Source organism: Enterobacter cloacae complex sp. 277I4, assembly GCF_050031465.1.
Lineage (GTDB): Bacteria > Pseudomonadota > Gammaproteobacteria > Enterobacterales > Enterobacteriaceae > Enterobacter > Enterobacter cloacae.
This window is the reverse complement of the sequence record NZ_JBLGWC010000002.1, coordinates 161,884-179,051: the sequence shown is the minus strand read 5'-3', so window position 1 is coordinate 179,051 and position 17,168 is coordinate 161,884. Positions and strand designations below refer to the sequence as shown.

18 protein-coding genes and 3 pseudogenes are annotated in these 17,168 nt (G+C 48.8%); 6 read left to right on the top strand and 15 right to left on the bottom strand.

What is annotated here, in order from left to right:
* Window positions 1–70: 70 nt before the first annotated feature.
* Window positions 71–1,048 (bottom strand): sensor domain-containing diguanylate cyclase, encoded by a 978-nt coding sequence (locus ACQG19_RS25925; RefSeq protein ID WP_002119794.1) that lies wholly within the window; start codon window positions 1,046–1,048, stop codon window positions 71–73.
* Window positions 1,049–1,230: 182 nt separating this feature from the next.
* Between ACQG19_RS25925 and ACQG19_RS25920 the strand changes: the two genes are divergently transcribed.
* Window positions 1,231–2,262 carry an IS630-like element ISAhy2 family transposase gene (locus ACQG19_RS25920; protein WP_001809438.1) on the top strand — a complete coding sequence of 344 codons (1,032 nt, stop codon included), beginning with the start codon at window positions 1,231–1,233 and terminating at the stop codon, window positions 2,260–2,262.
* 11 nt (window positions 2,263–2,273) lie between these two features.
* Here the strand turns inward: ACQG19_RS25920 and ACQG19_RS25915 are convergent, their stop codons facing one another.
* The 10 genes and pseudogenes from ACQG19_RS25915 to ACQG19_RS25870 form a co-directional block, all read right to left on the bottom strand.
* Window positions 2,274–2,939 (bottom strand): ATP-binding protein, encoded by a 666-nt coding sequence (locus tag ACQG19_RS25915; RefSeq protein ID WP_163138160.1) that lies wholly within the window; start codon window positions 2,937–2,939, stop codon window positions 2,274–2,276.
* 386 nt (window positions 2,940–3,325) lie between these two features.
* Window positions 3,326–3,595: pseudogene (locus tag ACQG19_RS25910) on the bottom strand (IS481 family transposase); the annotation flags it as partial.
* A gap of 15 nt (window positions 3,596–3,610) precedes the next feature.
* Window positions 3,611–4,150, bottom strand: a complete 540-nt coding sequence (locus ACQG19_RS25905) for a peptide-methionine (S)-S-oxide reductase (RefSeq protein ID WP_223878982.1) — start codon at window positions 4,148–4,150, stop codon at window positions 3,611–3,613.
* 29 nt (window positions 4,151–4,179) lie between these two features.
* On the bottom strand, window positions 4,180–4,680 hold the full coding sequence (msrA, locus tag ACQG19_RS25900; RefSeq protein ID WP_011711652.1) for a peptide-methionine (S)-S-oxide reductase MsrA: 501 nt from the start codon (window positions 4,678–4,680) through the stop codon (window positions 4,180–4,182).
* Window positions 4,681–4,682: 2 nt separating this feature from the next.
* On the bottom strand, window positions 4,683–5,129 hold the full coding sequence (msrB, locus tag ACQG19_RS25895; RefSeq protein WP_011711653.1) for a peptide-methionine (R)-S-oxide reductase MsrB: 447 nt from the start codon (window positions 5,127–5,129) through the stop codon (window positions 4,683–4,685).
* Between the two features lie 236 nt (window positions 5,130–5,365).
* Window positions 5,366–5,908, bottom strand: coding sequence for a YkgB family protein (locus ACQG19_RS25890; protein ID WP_223878981.1), 543 nt, complete (start codon window positions 5,906–5,908; stop codon window positions 5,366–5,368).
* Between the two features lie 110 nt (window positions 5,909–6,018).
* Entirely contained in the window at window positions 6,019–6,573 is a 555-nt protein-coding gene (locus ACQG19_RS25885; protein ID WP_011711655.1) for a carboxymuconolactone decarboxylase family protein, read from the bottom strand.
* Window positions 6,574–6,631: 58 nt separating this feature from the next.
* Window positions 6,632–6,793 (bottom strand): peptide-methionine (S)-S-oxide reductase, encoded by a 162-nt coding sequence (locus ACQG19_RS25880; protein WP_223290059.1) that lies wholly within the window; start codon window positions 6,791–6,793, stop codon window positions 6,632–6,634.
* 162 nt (window positions 6,794–6,955) lie between these two features.
* Complete coding sequence (locus ACQG19_RS25875; RefSeq protein ID WP_021141311.1) at window positions 6,956–8,092, bottom strand: ISAs1-like element ISAs12 family transposase; 1,137 nt, start codon at window positions 8,090–8,092, stop codon at window positions 6,956–6,958.
* A 311-nt stretch (window positions 8,093–8,403) separates the two neighbouring features.
* On the bottom strand, window positions 8,404–9,435 hold the full coding sequence (locus ACQG19_RS25870) for an IS630-like element ISAhy2 family transposase (protein WP_094935932.1): 1,032 nt from the start codon (window positions 9,433–9,435) through the stop codon (window positions 8,404–8,406).
* A 170-nt stretch (window positions 9,436–9,605) separates the two neighbouring features.
* Between ACQG19_RS25870 and ACQG19_RS25865 the strand changes: the two are divergent.
* From ACQG19_RS25865 to ACQG19_RS25855, 3 genes and pseudogenes are all read left to right on the top strand, one after another.
* A pseudogene (locus tag ACQG19_RS25865) lies at window positions 9,606–11,255 on the top strand (Tn3-like element ISPa38 family transposase); the annotation flags it as partial.
* Between the two features lie 78 nt (window positions 11,256–11,333).
* Entirely contained in the window at window positions 11,334–12,338 is a 1,005-nt protein-coding gene (locus tag ACQG19_RS25860; protein ID WP_000427623.1) for an IS110-like element IS4321 family transposase, read from the top strand.
* Between the two features lie 111 nt (window positions 12,339–12,449).
* Window positions 12,450–12,995 (top strand): 3'-5' exonuclease, encoded by a 546-nt coding sequence (locus tag ACQG19_RS25855; protein WP_306307854.1) that lies wholly within the window; start codon window positions 12,450–12,452, stop codon window positions 12,993–12,995.
* Window positions 12,996–12,997: 2 nt separating this feature from the next.
* Here ACQG19_RS25855 and ACQG19_RS25850 read toward each other — a convergent pair whose 3' ends face one another.
* A complete protein-coding gene (locus tag ACQG19_RS25850; protein WP_000880375.1) occupies window positions 12,998–13,252 on the bottom strand; it encodes a hypothetical protein in 255 nt (84 codons plus the stop codon).
* A gap of 140 nt (window positions 13,253–13,392) precedes the next feature.
* Window positions 13,393–13,613 (bottom strand): annotated as a pseudogene (locus ACQG19_RS25845) (type I restriction-modification system subunit M N-terminal domain-containing protein); the annotation flags it as partial.
* A 625-nt stretch (window positions 13,614–14,238) separates the two neighbouring features.
* Here ACQG19_RS25845 and ACQG19_RS25840 point away from each other — a divergent pair.
* Together ACQG19_RS25840 and ACQG19_RS25835 are read left to right on the top strand one after the other, a co-directional pair.
* Window positions 14,239–14,580 (top strand): hypothetical protein, encoded by a 342-nt coding sequence (locus tag ACQG19_RS25840; protein ID WP_001151572.1) that lies wholly within the window; start codon window positions 14,239–14,241, stop codon window positions 14,578–14,580.
* A gap of 91 nt (window positions 14,581–14,671) precedes the next feature.
* The gene (locus tag ACQG19_RS25835) at window positions 14,672–14,863 is read left to right on the top strand and encodes a DUF7706 family protein (protein WP_000398479.1); all 192 of its coding nucleotides are present in this window, start codon (window positions 14,672–14,674) and stop codon (window positions 14,861–14,863) included.
* Window positions 14,864–15,103: 240 nt separating this feature from the next.
* On the opposite strand, the gene ACQG19_RS25830 is transcribed toward ACQG19_RS25835, so the two are convergent.
* Window positions 15,104–15,559 (bottom strand): hypothetical protein, encoded by a 456-nt coding sequence (locus tag ACQG19_RS25830; RefSeq protein WP_000374058.1) that lies wholly within the window; start codon window positions 15,557–15,559, stop codon window positions 15,104–15,106.
* Window positions 15,560–15,649: 90 nt separating this feature from the next.
* Window positions 15,650–16,891 carry a vWA domain-containing protein gene (locus tag ACQG19_RS25825; protein WP_340003301.1) on the bottom strand — a complete coding sequence of 414 codons (1,242 nt, stop codon included), beginning with the start codon at window positions 16,889–16,891 and terminating at the stop codon, window positions 15,650–15,652.
* Between the last annotated feature and the right edge of the window lie 277 nt (window positions 16,892–17,168).

Sequence of the window (17,168 nt, the reverse complement as noted above, 5' to 3'; positions counted from 1 at the left end):
CAGCTTATCGACCGAAGCAAGACCTCAGTTTTTATGAGGTCTTGAGATCAGCGCAGCATGAACAGATCTCTTACAGTGTGGCGAACACACTGGTTTGATTGCGGCCTTGGGTTTTAGCTTTGTATAACATCTGATCGGCGACTTCGAGCAACTGCTTTTTGTCGTCAAATAAATCAGCGCTGGCCAAACCTATGCTGACCGTTAATTGTCGTAATAACCACTCATGGTTAGCCACTACCAGCCTTAACTTTTCCAGTGTTTTATTTGCGGACGCTGTGTCTGTGCCTGGCAGGATCAGCACAAACTCTTCACCACCATAACGGGCGAAAAAGTCATAGTTCCTGCTATGGCGCTGAAACAGAGCCGCGACTTGACTCAGTGCCTCATCTCCTGCGGCATGACCATAGCTGTCGTTAAAACTCTTAAAGTGATCAATATCAATCAATGCCAGTACAAAAGATTGTCCTGTTCTTTGCCAGCGAGCAAATTCAGCTTCAAACTTGAGGTCAAAAGCTCTTCTGTTGTTCACCCCTGTCAGCGCATCCGTCATGCTGGTATTATGTAATTGTTCGCCGACTTTTTTCAGCTCCAGTATGGCGATCACTTGTCTGGACAGAGCCTGCAAAGAGCTTATCTGCCGCTGGTTCAGCTGCTTAGGAACATGATCATAGACACAAATAGTACCAATCACTGCACCTTCGGGATCAATCAGCGGCGAGCCAGCATAAAATCGGTAGCCAGGTCCTGAAATCACCATAGCATTGGTACTGAATCTGTGATCTAAAGTAGCGTCAGGGACCACCATTACCGCATCAGGTGTTTCCATTGCATACACGCAAAAGGACTCTTTAATTAATACAGAGGTACGCGAAATACCAACTTTTGCAATTAGATTCAGCTTTGTGTCATCGGTTCGCGTCACCATAGCCACTGGTGCATCACAGATATAACACGCCAGTTCAGTGATATCCCGCAGGTTCTGATCTGCTTCAGCAGGTGCTTTTAGTGTGGTTTCTGCACTAGCTGTTTGAGCTAAACTAAAGGTCATGTACTTCTCCGTTTTTCTACTGCATTTTTCAAAGATCCTGCATAGAAAAATGAATTAAATCGTTGATTTAACTCTAAATAGCTGTTCCGAATAGTAGATCACCGGAGGAAGGGAACTCAGTCCAGTTTGTGCGATCTGATTAGTCGCTAAACAAAACAAGCCACACCCAAAGGACTGAGTTGATGCCTATCCTACCACCTCTGCCACGACCACAACGGCGCCGCATTCACAAAATCATCCATGCCACCCGTGATAAAGGACATGCTCGTCGCTTGATGGCCATCTTGCTGTTACATGAAGGACGCACGATCACCGATGTTCATCACCTTACCGGCGCTGCGCGCTCGACCATCGGTCGTTGGCTTCGGTGGTATCGAGATGAAGGCATAGATGCGCTAGAAGCCTTACCGGCTGGCCGTGCCCCAGTCTTACCTATCGCCAAGATTGTCACCTTACTGGTGCTGCTCATGCAGTTTTCTCCGCAAGATTTTGGTTATCAGCGCAGCCGTTGGTGTACTGAACTATTGGCTATAAAAATCAATCGGTTAACAGGGCTCAATGTGGCAGCCTCCACGCTCCGCCGATGGTTACCTCGTATGGGCATTGTCTGGCGCAGGCCCGTGCCGACCTTGCGGATAAAAGACCCAGCCTATCAGGAAAAAATGGCGAATATCGACGCCGCGCTGGCCCGCTGTGATGCCGATAATCCGGTGTTTTATGAGGATGAAGTCGATATAGACCTCAATCCCAAATTAGGAGCCGACTGGATGTTCAGAGCGCAGCAAAAGCGGGTTGTCACACCGGGGCAGAATGCCAAGCATTATCTGGCAGGCGTTCTCCACGCAGGCAACGGAAGGGTACTTTACGTCAGCGGGATCAAGAAAAACTCATCGCTGTTTATTGCCATGCTGGAAAAGCTGCGCCACCACTACCGACGAGCCAAAACCATCACGTTGATCCTCGATAACTACATCATTCACAAAAGCAAACAGACCGAGCGATGGTTGAAGAAGAATCCCAAGTTCTGCCTGGTGTTCCAGCCAGTTTACAGCCCTTGGGTTAATCACATAGAACGGCTATGGCACAAGTTACATGAAACCATCACGCGCAATCATCAATGCAGAGGGATGGCAAACCTGCTGGCCCGAGTGAAACACTTCATGGATACCGTGTCTCCTTTCCCGGGGAATGGCTATGGCACAGCGAAGGTGTAGCACTATTGGGATCAGTTATTTAGCTGACTGTCAATAAAGCAATCTGCAACCATGTCTTTTAACCCTTCCATCAATTTTGTTTTTTTGTGCATGACGGACGTTAAGCGTTCAATGTGCCTCATTGATTTCCCTGGACGGCACAGAGAGAATTTATCAGCAATATCCTTGAGTCCTGACTGTCGAGCTTTAATCGGGGATAGGTGCGACAAGTTGTGCTGGATAATTGCGCAGTAATCCTTGATGGTTTTGATCTGCCGGGACACTTCTGTTATCTGAGCGATGTCTTCCGAGAGCCAGCAATCAATATTTTCCGCATTATTCAGCTTCATTTTGCTCTGTTCTGTAAATAAAGTGGAATCGGCGTCCCCTTTGACAAACCTGTAATGCAACGTGTTGTTATGTCTGTAAAGCACGACACAGGAGATCTGATCTTGTCGTTGATATTCAAAAATGACAAAACTACGTGCTTTAGAAAGATAGAAATCCAGAAAGGTTTTAGGCTTTTCTCTGACCATATACTGAGGGTCAATCCCATAAAAAACAGGAACCAGAACAAGAGATGAGGTTTTTCCTGCTCCGTTTGTCCCTGAGATGTTGCTATGACCCGTCAAGGATATTTCCGTCAATGAAGGAAACGCGCTCTGGTTGGTGATGATCCGCAGTAGTGCACTTTTCATAAAAATCGCCTGCAAAATATACATTAAATCAATATATATCAGATCAGTGCATATTGGTAGTGTCAAGGTTAAATAATAGGCAATTTTGTACTAGGTAGCGTTTTAATTTGATTATGGACTTTATGCTATACCGATAAATACACAGGAAATTTTTTTCACAAAAGTGTATGAATGTTGATAGAAGCAACAAGCTACCATCGAAGGGCGTTTCCAAAGATATTGGTATAACAGAGCATCGAACAGACTCAGTTGGAAAGGATCTCGCGTAGAAGCTCTATCATCTTCACGGATAACTCGCGTTTCCAACGATAAATTAGTTTGGGATTATGTAGGGTAACGTTGTTGTATCGTTATGTGATTTTACTCACTTAGCGCGGTGTACAGAACTACTGGATCAGATCAGTTTCAACTGACGTTCTGCCGTTGCACATTTTGCCCTGATGAGTTCGTTCATTGTTGTAAGACAGCCACTCATCCTGATCATTTTGCCGCGTCTCCAGCGTTTGATTAACTTGTTGCGAAAAGCCACCTGATAAAACTCGTTCAGGATCGCCTTATCAAACTGCTCGCAGATCCCATTCGTTTGCGGTGACATCGTTTTAGTTTTCGTGTGATCGATGCCACTACTAGAGTTGGTAATCATGACGCTCGAACTTGCAGAGTAGCACAGCCTATATCGATGTTAACTCTACACCTGACTCTGTCAATTTATGCGTATCAACATAGTGGCTGAAACGTGCTAATAAGAAGGTGAGTTTTGGATGAATGTACCTTTGACAAAATGGTCTGTTGGGTGCTGTATAAAAGTAGTCGATAAGCTCAGTTTTATTCGCTTTAAAATCCTTAAAAAAATAAACCTGAGTAATGACTGGCTGCTCAAAATCAGCTCTACAGGCATCTAATATGTTTACAGCCTGGTTATACTGAACCTCATCATAAGCGTATATCGCTGAACGATATTTACCACGCATTGAGTGGTTTGATGTGCTCGCGTGAGTATGTAAATGGGTTTCGATCAAGGTTGATAAAGAAATAACAGTCGGATCAAAAACCACTTCAATGGCTTCGCTGAACTGAGCGTTGTCACCAATTGAGGCGATCCAACCTTGATTGACAGTAGCAATGCCAATAAGTGATGAAAATACGCCTTCGGTGCACCAGTGACAACCACCGCCTAAGCCGATTGTATTAAGGGTGGTTGTCGTATGCAAATTGCAAGTCTGTGTGGGCTGCTGCAAACTCATTGAGATGAGGGCAACTTCCAGTCTGGTCTGGGGAAGTGGCAGGTATAGCCATTTGGTCGGAGTTCCAAATAGTCCTGATGCATAGCCTCCGCTTCCCAAAAATCACTTGCAGGTTCGACTTCAGTCACTACTTTTCCAGGCCATAATCCCGAAGCATCCACGTCAGCAATGGTTTTTACTGCCTCAGCATGCTGTGCCTCAGAGGTATAATAAATGGCTGAGCGATAAGATGTGCCCTTGTCATTACCTTGTCTATTTACTGTACTAGGGTCATGAATCTGAAAGAAAAACTCTAAAATTTGTCGATAGCTGGTGATTTCATTATCGAACATTATTTCAATGCCTTCAGCATGGTTACCATGATTGCGGTAGGTAGCATTAGCCACTTCACCACCGGTATAACCTACTCGGGTTGAAGTGATACCGGGACGTTTGCGGATAAGATCCTGCATGCCCCAAAAGCAGCCACCGGCTAATACTGCGCGTTCAATTGCCATAATTAAATGTCCTCTACTTGGTCTAAATACTCTGCGTAACCTTTACTTGCCATTTCTTCCCTAGGAATAAAACGTAATGACGCTGAGTTAATACAATAACGTAGGCCACCCTGGTCTTTGGGACCGTCTGAAAATACATGGCCTAAGTGACTGTCGCCATGAGTTGAGCGCACTTCTGTGCGGGTCATGCCGTGCGACCTATCAGTGATTTCAATTACGTTGACAGAGTCTATCGCTTTGGTAAAGCTCGGCCAACCACACCCTGATTCATACTTGGCAGAAGACGCAAATAAAGGCTCACCTGACACGATATCCACGTAAATGCCGGGCTTGGTGTTCTTTAGCAATTCACCAGTCCCTGGACGCTCTGTACCATTTTCTTGCGTCACCCGATACTGCTCCTTAGTCAGAGCAGAAATCGCATTCATAGATTTTTGATAGGTATTCATAAATGTCCTCTTATAGAGTAGAGCCATGTGCCTTTCAGATTATAAGAGACCTTCTGTTTACAGAATTTATTTCACTTAGGCCGTTAACCCGAAAAAATGATCTGATCCAGTAGTTCTGTACACCGCGCTAAGTGAGTAAAATCACATAACGAGGTGCCTATGACAGCTAAAAAGAACTGCAAGACCTATACCGCAGAATTTAAGGCCCTCTAACTTATAGTTGTTTCGGATGCGGCTTATTTGTTTTTGTGCTCCAGTGCTGTAAGTGATGTGCCTACGATAAATATAGACACGACAAACAAGCCTAAATCTTTTAGCAAAAACTGGCCAGGAACCACAGAGATCGCAGGAAACCCAAGAGATGCCTCAAAAACACCGGGTGTAGTCAGCATGAACGACAATGTCGTAAAAAAGAGTCCGGTTGAAAGTACACCGCCCAAGATTGCGAGCTTAGGGGAGAAAACTCGTGCAGCGATTAACAGGCCAACTGAAATTTCAAGCACACCCAGAAAATTTGAGAATCCTTGAATGCTGAGGAAACTATACATCCATGAAAGCAGAGGGCTATTACTAACAAAACCATGTATACCGTTTGCTTCGTAGCTAGTGAATTTCATACCACCAAACCACAAATATATTATCGTCATGGCAACGTAGATGCCACCTATACCAAACTTAGTGACTTTTGCACCGAGATTATTACTAAGGATATTGGTAGTCTGGACACCATTTTCAATTTCGGGAATAGTCATCTTATATCTCCAATTATTTTTAGCCATGTGGACTCACTCTATGTAGCCCACTAAAATGATATGACTCTTGAGAAAAACTATATGTTTACTCGAGTCGAACCTAACTTAGGTAATTGCTGTAGTTGAGCACCAATGGATTAGACATCAATGCCTAGTGGTTGAACGGCCGGGAAGTCGACCTCGGTCTGTGTCACTTCGTTAACGTAGTTAGTGAAAGTGTTCAGGGCAACAGCCAACAGAATATCCACTACATGTGCATCACTGTAGCCAGCGTTCAGCACCGCTTGGACCTGGTCATTGCTGACTTGCCCGCGCTGGCGGACTACGGCGGCAGCAAAACGCACGGCTGCGTCGGCCTTAGGGTCATTTGATGCACCGCTGCGGTTGGCAGTGAGTTCAGCATCATCAAGCTTGGCCACCTTACGGCCTAGGAAGGAATGGCCAGCAAGGCAATAATCGCAGCCGTTGATCTCAGCGACGGCTAGGGCAATACGCTCAAGAGTCGCTGTACCCAAGCCGCCCTGTGCTGATGCTGCGCTCAATTGCAGGTAGCCAGTCAGCGCAGCAGGGCTGTTGGCAACGACGCGGAACATGTTAGGAACGCGGCCCAGTTGTTTTTCCACAGCCTTGAGTGAGGTATGGGTAGCAGTAGGCGCGGCGTCGATTGTGGTAGGGGTGTTCAAACGTGACATAAATTTCTCCTAGTGATTTGAAAGACAGCACGCTGTATTGGCGTGGAATAAATTGTATTTAAGAAGGTTCTGCTTGATAATCCGTTGCTATCAGACAGCTCATCTTCACGTCTTGCGCAGTCGCCATTTCAGTGCCACTACACACCTTCGTTGACGTCACGCCGTCCTGATTTCTAAGGAGGTCTTCGAGACTCCAAAAACACCCTCCGGCAACGATCACATTATTTATTTTTCATAAAGCCTCCTTGGTTTTTATCTATTTACTAATGGAACTGAATTTACAGCATGTAAAATAGATATAACATGCTCAATAGTTCGTATAATGTGACTTATTAGACAGTTTACGTAGGGGCTATGTCAGGGTGAGAGCGTGAACATTTTGTTAAATTTCACCCAGTTTTTTGAGACCCGCATTGAGTACCGTTTCCAGATATTCACTGCTCATTCCTGCGATTTTTTGCTTCCGTCTTACGCTCGCCTTGCGTGAAGTCTCGGCCCTGAGCATGTTCAGCCCCATGTGCCGGATGCACGCCAAAATCTCTGCGGCATCACCGCGATAAATCGGGCAATCATCCTCGCCCATCGTGACGTCCAGCACCCAGTGCAGGCTATTTTCGATGGCCCAGTGCCCACGCACCGCTCGCGCAAACTCATCCTGCACCAACGCTTTGGAACTGATGAAATAACGCTGCTCTATGGTAATTTTTTGCATATTTTCAACGCGATAGGAGATGGCCACGCCAATGCTGTGCAACTGTTTCCAATGAGGAAACTGGGCGGCCAACTCGCCCGCCGCCATGACATGGTACTCACGACCATCGATGCGGCCATGAGCCTTCTCAAGCGTCATCGTCTCTGCGCATAACGGGGTGGCCGCCAGCGGGGCGAGGGCCTGTCGAACCGCCTCGAACAACTTGGGTTGGTTGCCTTTGACGGCCAATAAGTAATCGCCACCTTGCTGAAGGATGGTCTCGGCGATCTCGGTCTGGCACCCCATCGCATCGATGGATACCAGGCAGCCTTTGATGTCGAGCAGCGCCAGCAACTCGGGAATAGCGGTAATTTCATTGGACTTGGCGTCGGTTTTTATCTGTCCGAGCACCAGCTTATTGGCGGCGGCATAGGCACTGACCATGTGAATGGTCGACGTTCGATCCTCACGGTCATAGGAACTGCGCAGGGTTTTGCCATCGATAGCGACCAGGGCGCCATCGGTGTGCTGGTTAATGGCTTGAGTCCACCGCACAAAGGCGGCCTGAAACGGCTCTGGTTTGATGCCGGAGATGATCCTGGCAATGGTGTCATGGACAGGAATGCCGTTTTTAAACAGTCCCTTGGATTGAAACCAGGGAAGATGAACCTCGCCGAAATCCTCAATATCTTCCCAGCCCTCAGCCCCGCCGATCACGGCACAGACGGTGAGAAACAGGACATCGTAGAAGGGATAATAAATCTTGGCATGCTGGCGAGGGTCGTGAATATTGTCGAAGAACTGAGCGAAAACGGCATCAATAGACATGAGAGCACTCCTGAAAAGGAGCATGAGATCACAGCCGGATCACCAGGTCAAATTTCAGGGTGAGGATGTGAGCAAATTGTTAACTATGGAAATCATGGAAATTATCATTTTTTGGATTTCATGCGCATTTTTTGAGCTGAAATGACGTGCAGTGACGATTAAAAAGTGTGAAGGCGATCCTGACTATAAAGTTAACTGCATATCACAGGCCTATAAGTATTTGTTTTGTAGGCAAAAAACTATTTTTAATTTTTAACAAAATGTTCACGATCTCGCCCTGGATCTATGCTAAATAACTGATCCCAATAGTGCTACACCTTCGCTGTGCCATAGCCATTCCCCGGGAAAGGAGACACGGTATCCATGAAGTGTTTCACTCGGGCCAGCAGGTTTGCCATCCCTCTGCATTGATGATTGCGCGTGATGGTTTCATGTAACTTGTGCCATAGCCGTTCTATGTGATTAACCCAAGGGCTGTAAACTGGCTGGAACACCAGGCAGAACTTGGGATTCTTCTTCAACCATCGCTCGGTCTGTTTGCTTTTGTGAATGATGTAGTTATCGAGGATCAACGTGATGGTTTTGGCTCGTCGGTAGTGGTGGCGCAGCTTTTCCAGCATGGCAATAAACAGCGATGAGTTTTTCTTGATCCCGCTGACGTAAAGCACCCTTCCGTTGCCTGCGTGGAGAACGCCTGCCAGATAATGCTTGGCATTCTGCCCCGGTGTGACAACCCGCTTTTGCTGCGCTCTGAACATCCAGTCGGCTCCTAATTTGGGATTGAGGTCTATATCGACTTCATCCTCATAAAACACCGGATTATCGGCATCACAGCGGGCCAGCGCGGCGTCGATATTCGCCATTTTTTCCTGATAGGCTGGGTCTTTTATCCGCAAGGTCGGCACGGGCCTGCGCCAGACAATGCCCATACGAGGTAACCATCGGCGGAGCGTGGAGGCTGCCACATTGAGCCCTGTTAACCGATTGATTTTTATAGCCAATAGTTCAGTACACCAACGGCTGCGCTGATAACCAAAATCTTGCGGAGAAAACTGCATGAGCAGCACCAGTAAGGTGACAATCTTGGCGATAGGTAAGACTGGGGCACGGCCAGCCGGTAAGGCTTCTAGCGCATCTATGCCTTCATCTCGATACCACCGAAGCCAACAACCGATGGTCGAGCGCGCAGCGCCGGTAAGGTGATGAACATCGGTGATCGTGCGTCCTTCATGTAACAGCAAGATGGCCATCAAGCGACGAGCATGTCCTTTATCACGGGTGGCATGGATGATTTTGTGAATGCGGCGCCGTTGTGGTCGTGGCAGAGGTGGTAGGATAGGCATCAACTCAGTCCTTTGGGTGTGGCTTGTTTTGTTTAGCGACTAATCAGATCGCACAAACTGGACTGAGTTCCCTTCCTCCGGTGATCTACTATTCGGAACAGCTATTTAGTCAAAGAGCTGTCACGAGAACACCGTTAGCTTAGCGTACGATTTTTTCCGAATTCTGCGGTTCCCCCTGGCAGAAGCTGGTGATGACCGACACCGGCATCGACCGGCGCTACTACGAACTGTGCGCGCTGTCGGAGCTGAAGAACGCGCTGCGCTCCGGCGACATCTGGGTGCAAGGCTCGCGCCAGTTCAAGGACTTCGAGGACTACCTGGTGCCGCCCGCGAAATTCGCCAGCCTCAAGCAGGCCAGCGAATTGCCGCTGGCCGTGGCCACCGATTGCGACCAGTACCTGCATGACCGGCTGACGCTGCTGGAAACGCAGCTCGCCACCGTCAACCGCATGGCGCTGGCCAACGAGCTGCCGGACGCCATCATCACGGAGTCGGGCCTGAAGATCACGCCGCTCGATGCGGCGGTGCCCGATACCGCACAGGCCCTGATCGACCAGACGGCGATGATCCTACCGCACGTCAAGATCACCGAATTGCTGCTGGAGGTAGACGAATGGACGGGCTTCACCCGGCACTTCGCCCACCTGAAGTCAGGCGACCTGGCCAAGGACAAAAACCTGTTGCTGACCACGATCCTCGCCGACGCGATCAACCTGGGCCTGACCAAGATGGCGGAATCGTGCCCCGGCACGACCTACGCCAAGCTGGCCTGGCTGCAAGCCTGGCACATCCGCGACGAAACCTACGGGGCGGCACTGGCCGAGCTGGTCAACGCGCAGTTCCGACATCCCTTCGCCGAGCATTGGGGCGACGGCACCACGTCATCGTCGGACGGCCAGAACTTCCGCACCGGCAGCAAGGCCGAGAGCACCGGCCACATCAATCCGAAATACGGCAGCAGCCCAGGGCGGACGTTCTACACCCATATCTCCGACCAGTACGCGCCGTTCCACACCAAGGTCGTGAACGTCGGCGTGCGCGACTCGACCTACGTGCTCGACGGCCTGCTGTATCACGAATCCGACCTGCGGATCGAGGAGCACTACACCGACACGGCAGGGTTCACGGACCACGTCTTCGCGTTGATGCACCTGCTGGGCTTCCGCTTCGCCCCGCGCATTCGTGACCTGGGCGACACCAAGCTCTACATCCCGAAGGGCGATGCCACCTACGAGGCGTTGAAACCGATGATCGGCGGCACGCTCAACATCAAGCACGTCCGCGCCCATTGGGATGAAATCCTGCGGATGGCCACCTCGATCAAGCAGGGCACGGCGACGGCCTCGCTGATGCTCAGGAAGCTTGGCAGCTACCCGCGCCAGAACGGCCTGGCCGTCGCCCTGCGTGAGCTGGGACGCATCGAGCGCACACTGTTCATCCTGGACTGGCTGCAAAGCGTCGAGCTGCGCCGCCGCGTGCATGCCGGGCTGAACAAAGGCGAGGCGCGCAACGCGCTGGCCCGCGCCGTGTTCTTCAACCGCCTGGGGGAAATCCGCGACCGCAGCTTCGAGCAGCAGCGCTACCGGGCCAGCGGCCTCAACCTGGTGACGGCGGCCATCGTGCTATGGAACACGGTCTATCTGGAGCGGGCCGCGAACGCCTTGCGTGGCCACGGTCAAGCCGTCGATGACGGCCTGTTGCAGTACCTGTCGCCGCTCGGCTGGGAGCACATCAACCTGACCGGCGATTACCTCTGGCGCAGCAGCGCCAAGATCGGCGCGGGCAAGTTCAGGCCGCTACGGCCGCTGCAACCGGCTTAGCGTGCTTTATTTAATGAGATGGTCACTCCCTCCTTCCCGGTACTATGCTGAGGACAGGCTTTCATTCGGAGAACTATCATGGAAAACATTGCGCTCATTGGTATCGATCTGGGTAAAAACTCTTTCCATATTCATTGCCAGGATCGTCGCGGGAAGGCTGTTTACCGTAAAAAATTTACCCGGCCAAAGTTGATCGAATTTTTGGCGACATGCCCCGCTACAACCATCGCAATGGAAGCCTGTGGCGGTTCTCACTTTATGGCACGCAAGTTGGAAGAGTTGGGGCATTCCCCAAAGCTGATATCACCACAATTTGTCCGCCCGTTCGTTAAAAGCAATAAAAACGACTTTGTCGACGCCGAAGCTATTTGTGAAGCTGCATCGCGTCCGTCTATGCGTTTTGTGCAGCCCAGAACGGAATCTCAGCAGGCAATGCGGGCTCTGCATCGTGTCCGTGAATCCCTGGTTCAGGATAAGGTAAAAACAACCAATCAAATGCATGCTTTTCTGCTGGAATTTGGCATTAGCGTTCCCCGAGGAGCTGCCGTTATTAGCCGACTGAGTACCATTCTTGAGGATAATAGTTTGCCTCTTTACCTCAGCCAGTTATTGCTGAAATTACAACAGCATTATCACTATCTTGTTGAGCAGATTAAAGATTTGGAATCCCAGTTGAAACGAAAGTTGGACGAAGATGAGGTTGGACAGCGCTTGCTGAGCATTCCCTGCGTCGGAACACTGACAGCGAGTACTATTTCAACTGAGATTGGCGACGGGAAGCAGTACGCCAGCAGCCGTGACTTTGCGGCGGCAACAGGGCTTGTACCTCGGCAGTACAGCACGGGAGGTAGGACGACATTGCTGGGAATTAGTAAGCGAGGTAATAAAAAGATCCGAACTTTGTTGGTTCAATGTGCCAGGGTATTCATACAAAAACTGGAACACCAGTCTGGCAAATTGGCCGATTGGGTCAGGGATTTACTGTGCCGGAAAAGCAACTTTGTCGTCACTTGTGCTCTGGCAAACAAGCTGGCCAGAATAGCCTGGGCCCTAACGGCACGACAGCAAACTTATGTAGCATAACGGCAGAAATACACCGGTTTAAAGAATTACTGATCTGGTTTTGCGAATACTGATATTGATGATACTAACGGCCCACCGGCCTGTTGAGGAACCTGTAAAACGGAAAGGCTCATTGAAGCCGTATATTTTCTGGAGGTTCATCAGGCGCGGAACTCATCAAGGCGCGGGAATAAAATCCCATTCAGACGCCGGATAGATTCAAGCAAGCCAACTTGTCGTCAAAATCGGTGTTGCAAAAACGGGAGTGACCATAGATTCCGTTTTCTGAGACGACCCCTGATCGGGCTGAATGAGCAGGAATTTCCTGGCGGCAAACCCGATGATGTTTACAGCGTTCGCACATCGATGAACACCCCTCCGGCCGAAGAGGAAATCGAGGAGGAACGTCGGCTGTTTTATGTCGGTATCACTCGCACAAAACAGCAGCTAAATCTGGTGGTCCCTCTTGATGAAGGGCTTGCGCGGTGGCTCAAAAACCGCTGGGATAGCACCCCGAAGAAGTCACCGATAGCTACTCGCTTCGTCTATGAGGCTGGCTGGACTGCTTGTGCGGTTACCAGTGATGCGATCTATAACAGCACGGTAGAGAAACAGAAGGCTGACTTCAGCAAGTTTCACCAATGGTATCTAAGAGATCTTCAGCGGCTAAAAGTCTAGGGCTACCGATACTTTTCGATTTCAGACAGGTGCTCGTTATCCAGATCAATTGTGGCTTTTCTTTCAGAAGCGAGCTTCTTCGCTCGCTTTGCATACTGAAGCCCCTTGGCTGGCTGCTCTCCGCGTAGGATCTGTTCAGCCTGCTTGCTCGTGCTGTGCCCCAGAAAGCGTTCGTACTGCTCGTCAGATACCTCAGTGCCGATCAGTCGTTCGATCCAGCCGCTTTTCGGCGGGTAACTTACGCCCAGCGCAAGCAACTGCCTTTTCTGTACCCACTATTTCCGGCGCGGCCGGCTTCAATCAAGGCTTTGGTTAGAACTACAGCCATTTGGGGACTCTCATACACAAACCTGAACCATGCGGGTCTGATTGGCGGTCAAGATAGCAGCGCATCGAAATCAACACTGAACTCTGCTTCTAAGAACTCAATCGTGGCTGGTTGGCTATCGAGCGATGCTTCCCGTGTAGACTCCAGTGCGCACTCCAATCGACGCAGCAGAGTAAACGGCAAAATGATCTTGCCGAAGTCGGTATGCTTGAAATCCCCCCCCACAGGTCTTCCGCGTTCTTCCAAATGAAATCAGCTTGCGAAGCAGCCGAACCTACGAACTCTGCCATCTTGGCCTCCAACCAACTTTTGCACGAAACGGCACATCTTCCAAAAGAGGGTTGTCAACCAAGTTTTGCACAAAACGGACTTTGATCCATTTCTAACTAAAATCTACAATCCAACCTCAGATTGCAAATAGCCTATGTTTATTACAGATGGTATGGTTCGTGTTTTTGTTTATTCGATGGCAACTGTACTCTTTCTGCCGCTTGGCTTGTTGAAAAGCACGTGGTGGTTTTCACCATTGTTTGCGATAGCTGCTATTGATTACTTAATGTTTCTGCGTCGACAAGGCTAGTTGCTGAACCTCATACCTCAGAGCAATCTGTATGTTTTTTACACCACTGGTTAAAAGGTCAGGCTACGTTCCTGACGTTTTTTAAAAAACAGTTTTATGTTTGATGCGTTACTGGTCTGTCTGGTAACCCAGTGGTACATTACCATTATTAAGGCTGGCTGGCGGTGGTGCATCATGCTTAAACGACCCTCTCTGAGCGTACTTTCCGACAGTCCTGTGCACCGCACCACTTACCCGGCAGGCCTATGTCTTGGTTATTCTTCGTTGTACCTTTTTCTTCAGCTTTATCCCTGACATGTCTGTCTGAACAGTTCTAAGCAAACCGGAATGTTGTCATGGCCAAAGTACAAGGGCTCTTTGTTGGATACCGAAAATTCGCTGTTGATCGCGACTGGCTTCGTCAGCAGGAAGAACAACGTTATCGGGATCGCCAGCGACAATTTGATGAATGGTCCAGGAAATGGGTCACTGTAACCAGGCTCAAAGAGACTCGTTTATGGACTGACGGAGCCATCAGGCGATGGTTGGGTGAACCTCAGCAGCAGGGTAAATATAAAGTTTTCCCCGTTGAAGCGGTTTTGGCTGCTGAGAAGTTGAATGAGTTTCGGCTCTGGCTTAAACCCCGACTGGAAAAGAAACGTGCCCAGCACCACCACTTTTTAATTCCATTTCTGTAAAGTAGAAACAACGGCAGTTCCGGCCGCATTCAAGGCTTCGGCATCTGGTCAGAAATAAAGCGCCATTTTTCAGTATAAGGGAGGTTAGATAGTGGAAGGTATTGAGACACTGAGTTTGCAGCTTGATGAGAATGAAACTATGGCCCTTGCTCAATTAGTTAAACGTCTGAGCTGGAGCGATCTTCGTGGCTGTGCTGTGAGTGACGAAGAAGCCTGGGTAATGAAAAGCGCAATTGAAAAATTACAACAGGCGTTAAGGGAAGAAGGTTATGCGCCTCGATGAGGCTGGCTTCGTTCTTTATTCCGATAACAAATTTGCTTAAGGACTAACTATGAGCCAGCACTGGTATGAGGTGAAAAGCAATCAGGGAATTGTTCAGGTGATTGTTGGGAGAAGATATTAATGTAATGCGTTTCTGCATTACATCAAGCAGATTAGCTTTTTCTGGTCAAAATAGACGATGTGATTTTTCTTTAGCCGAAGTCCATCCGCTCCCCACGCAACCGGTAAAGGTTCGCAGGTTTAATAAAGATAGGTTTCGTATCTCCCTAAGGGTGGGATAGGTAAACTCATAATGGCATCTGTGTTTACTATGTAAGTATTCGGGTAAAATTCATCTAATACAGTAAAGTTTAGTTTCTTACAAAAGCTTAATAAATATGGGTTTTTCACGTCTTCTATTACAACATCGCACCAGGGATTCGATTCACAGCAAAGCTTCAGAAAAGACTTAAACCATCCCTTGTTTTGTATTTCTTCCGGAAGCCGTACCACATGTATGGTCAGACAATCTCCATGATAACGATTAGTACTTTGTCTAAGCCCTACAACAATCCCCTTTTCTTGAATCTGTACACCTGCCTGATGCTCTTTCATGTCGGGCGTATAGTGCCTTGCTCTGTTTAACCAGGCCACCAGCTGCTGAGCCGTACTTGGTGATTCTTCAGCTATCCATTTCAGGTACTTGATGCGGTCCATATGCGCCTCCCTGTACGATTTCCAATGAACAAAGGCTCTACAGTATTAAGCTGCTGTAGAGCTCATTCAACCAAGCTCAAACTGTGCGTATTAAAGGATGCCTAACCTTTTTGTTTCATCGATCCACGGTCTGAATTCTTCCAGTAGATTATCATATAACTTTTCATCGCTAATCGAACCGAAATCATCCATGGCAAAGAAGTGGGTGTTATCAACCCGGCGGTCAGTAAAGTCATCCAGATTTTTGAGGATACCGTAGCTTGAACCACCCAGGCCGACAAACTTCCAGAAGATGGGGTAGTTGGCAGAACGCCGGATTGCATCTTTAATCGCCCGGGTCTTGCTGATCCCGCCATCGGTAATAAATACAACATACACCGGGATTTTCGAGTCCTTAAAGTAGTCGACTATTTCTTCCATCACAGGAGGCTCGTTGTTTGTCCCTCCGAGGCCCGGCAGGTTCTCCCAGGCTGAACGCTTTCCAGCCCCGCGAATGGACTGAATATATGTGTCCAGGTTGTCCAGTGTGACGTTTGGATACTTCTTATGCTTCTCTCCAAATCCCCAGACATCCATTTCACCGTCGTCGTCGAACTGGGCGGCAAGAACGGCGATGCGGTCCAGCACAGACTGAACGTTACCCTTACTGAACTGGCCACTCATTGAGCCGGATGCGTCAAGTACAAATGCAACCGCTGCCTCAAGGGTGTCCAGTTTATTTTTAGTAAGACTGACCGAGGCTTTTTTAGCGAGGCTTACAAGGCGCGGAGATCTGGTTTCCAGTTTCTTTTCCAGACTGATACGAGCAGGCTTTGCTGGCTGCGGAGCTGGCTGTGCGACATCAACGCCATAGCTAATGGCCAGAGGCTCAAGACCACCGTTGAAACCCTGCCCGAGCGCACGAAGCTTCCAGGCGCCATTGTGCCGATATACTTCACCCAGGATAATTGCTTTCTCACTGCGGCCCTGAGTCTCAGCCTGGAACTCAGCGATTCCTTGAGCCTGCATGCTCAACGAACTGAGCCCACTGATGGTATCTTCACCATCAATGACAACTGTGATTGCAATTTTACTGATGTTCGCAGGAACACGATCCAGTGCTATCTCAATGCTGGACTGCTGAGAACCGGTAACGAGCTTTACTGCCCCTTCAGGAGAAGACAGATTATTGTAAAAGATAAAGTCAGAATCGCCGGTTACCTTTCCCTGAGCATTAAGCAGGAAGAGGCAGGTATCGGGTTCGCCTTTAAAGCCGGATTTGGCAGGGTACTGAAGATTCAGCCTGATCGCAGATTGCTGAAGCGGTATGTTTTGTCCGGATTGTAGATTCACATTAACTCTCCTGATTTTTGATTATTTTTAAAGCGCAGCGCTTATATATGTTCCCCAGGCTTAGTTCAGGACGCTGGATTTCTGGTGAGGCGTATATATGGTGTGACACCATATTTCATCACGCTGAAGTTTCTATACCTGTTGAACTGGAATTTTGATTGACCGGGTATCTTATGTTCCAGATCCCGTTCCTTCATAAACCGCAAAAGTAACATATATCAGAGGGGCATTCTGTTGATAAAAGGCACGGAATACCGGCTTTAACCAGCAACCAGAG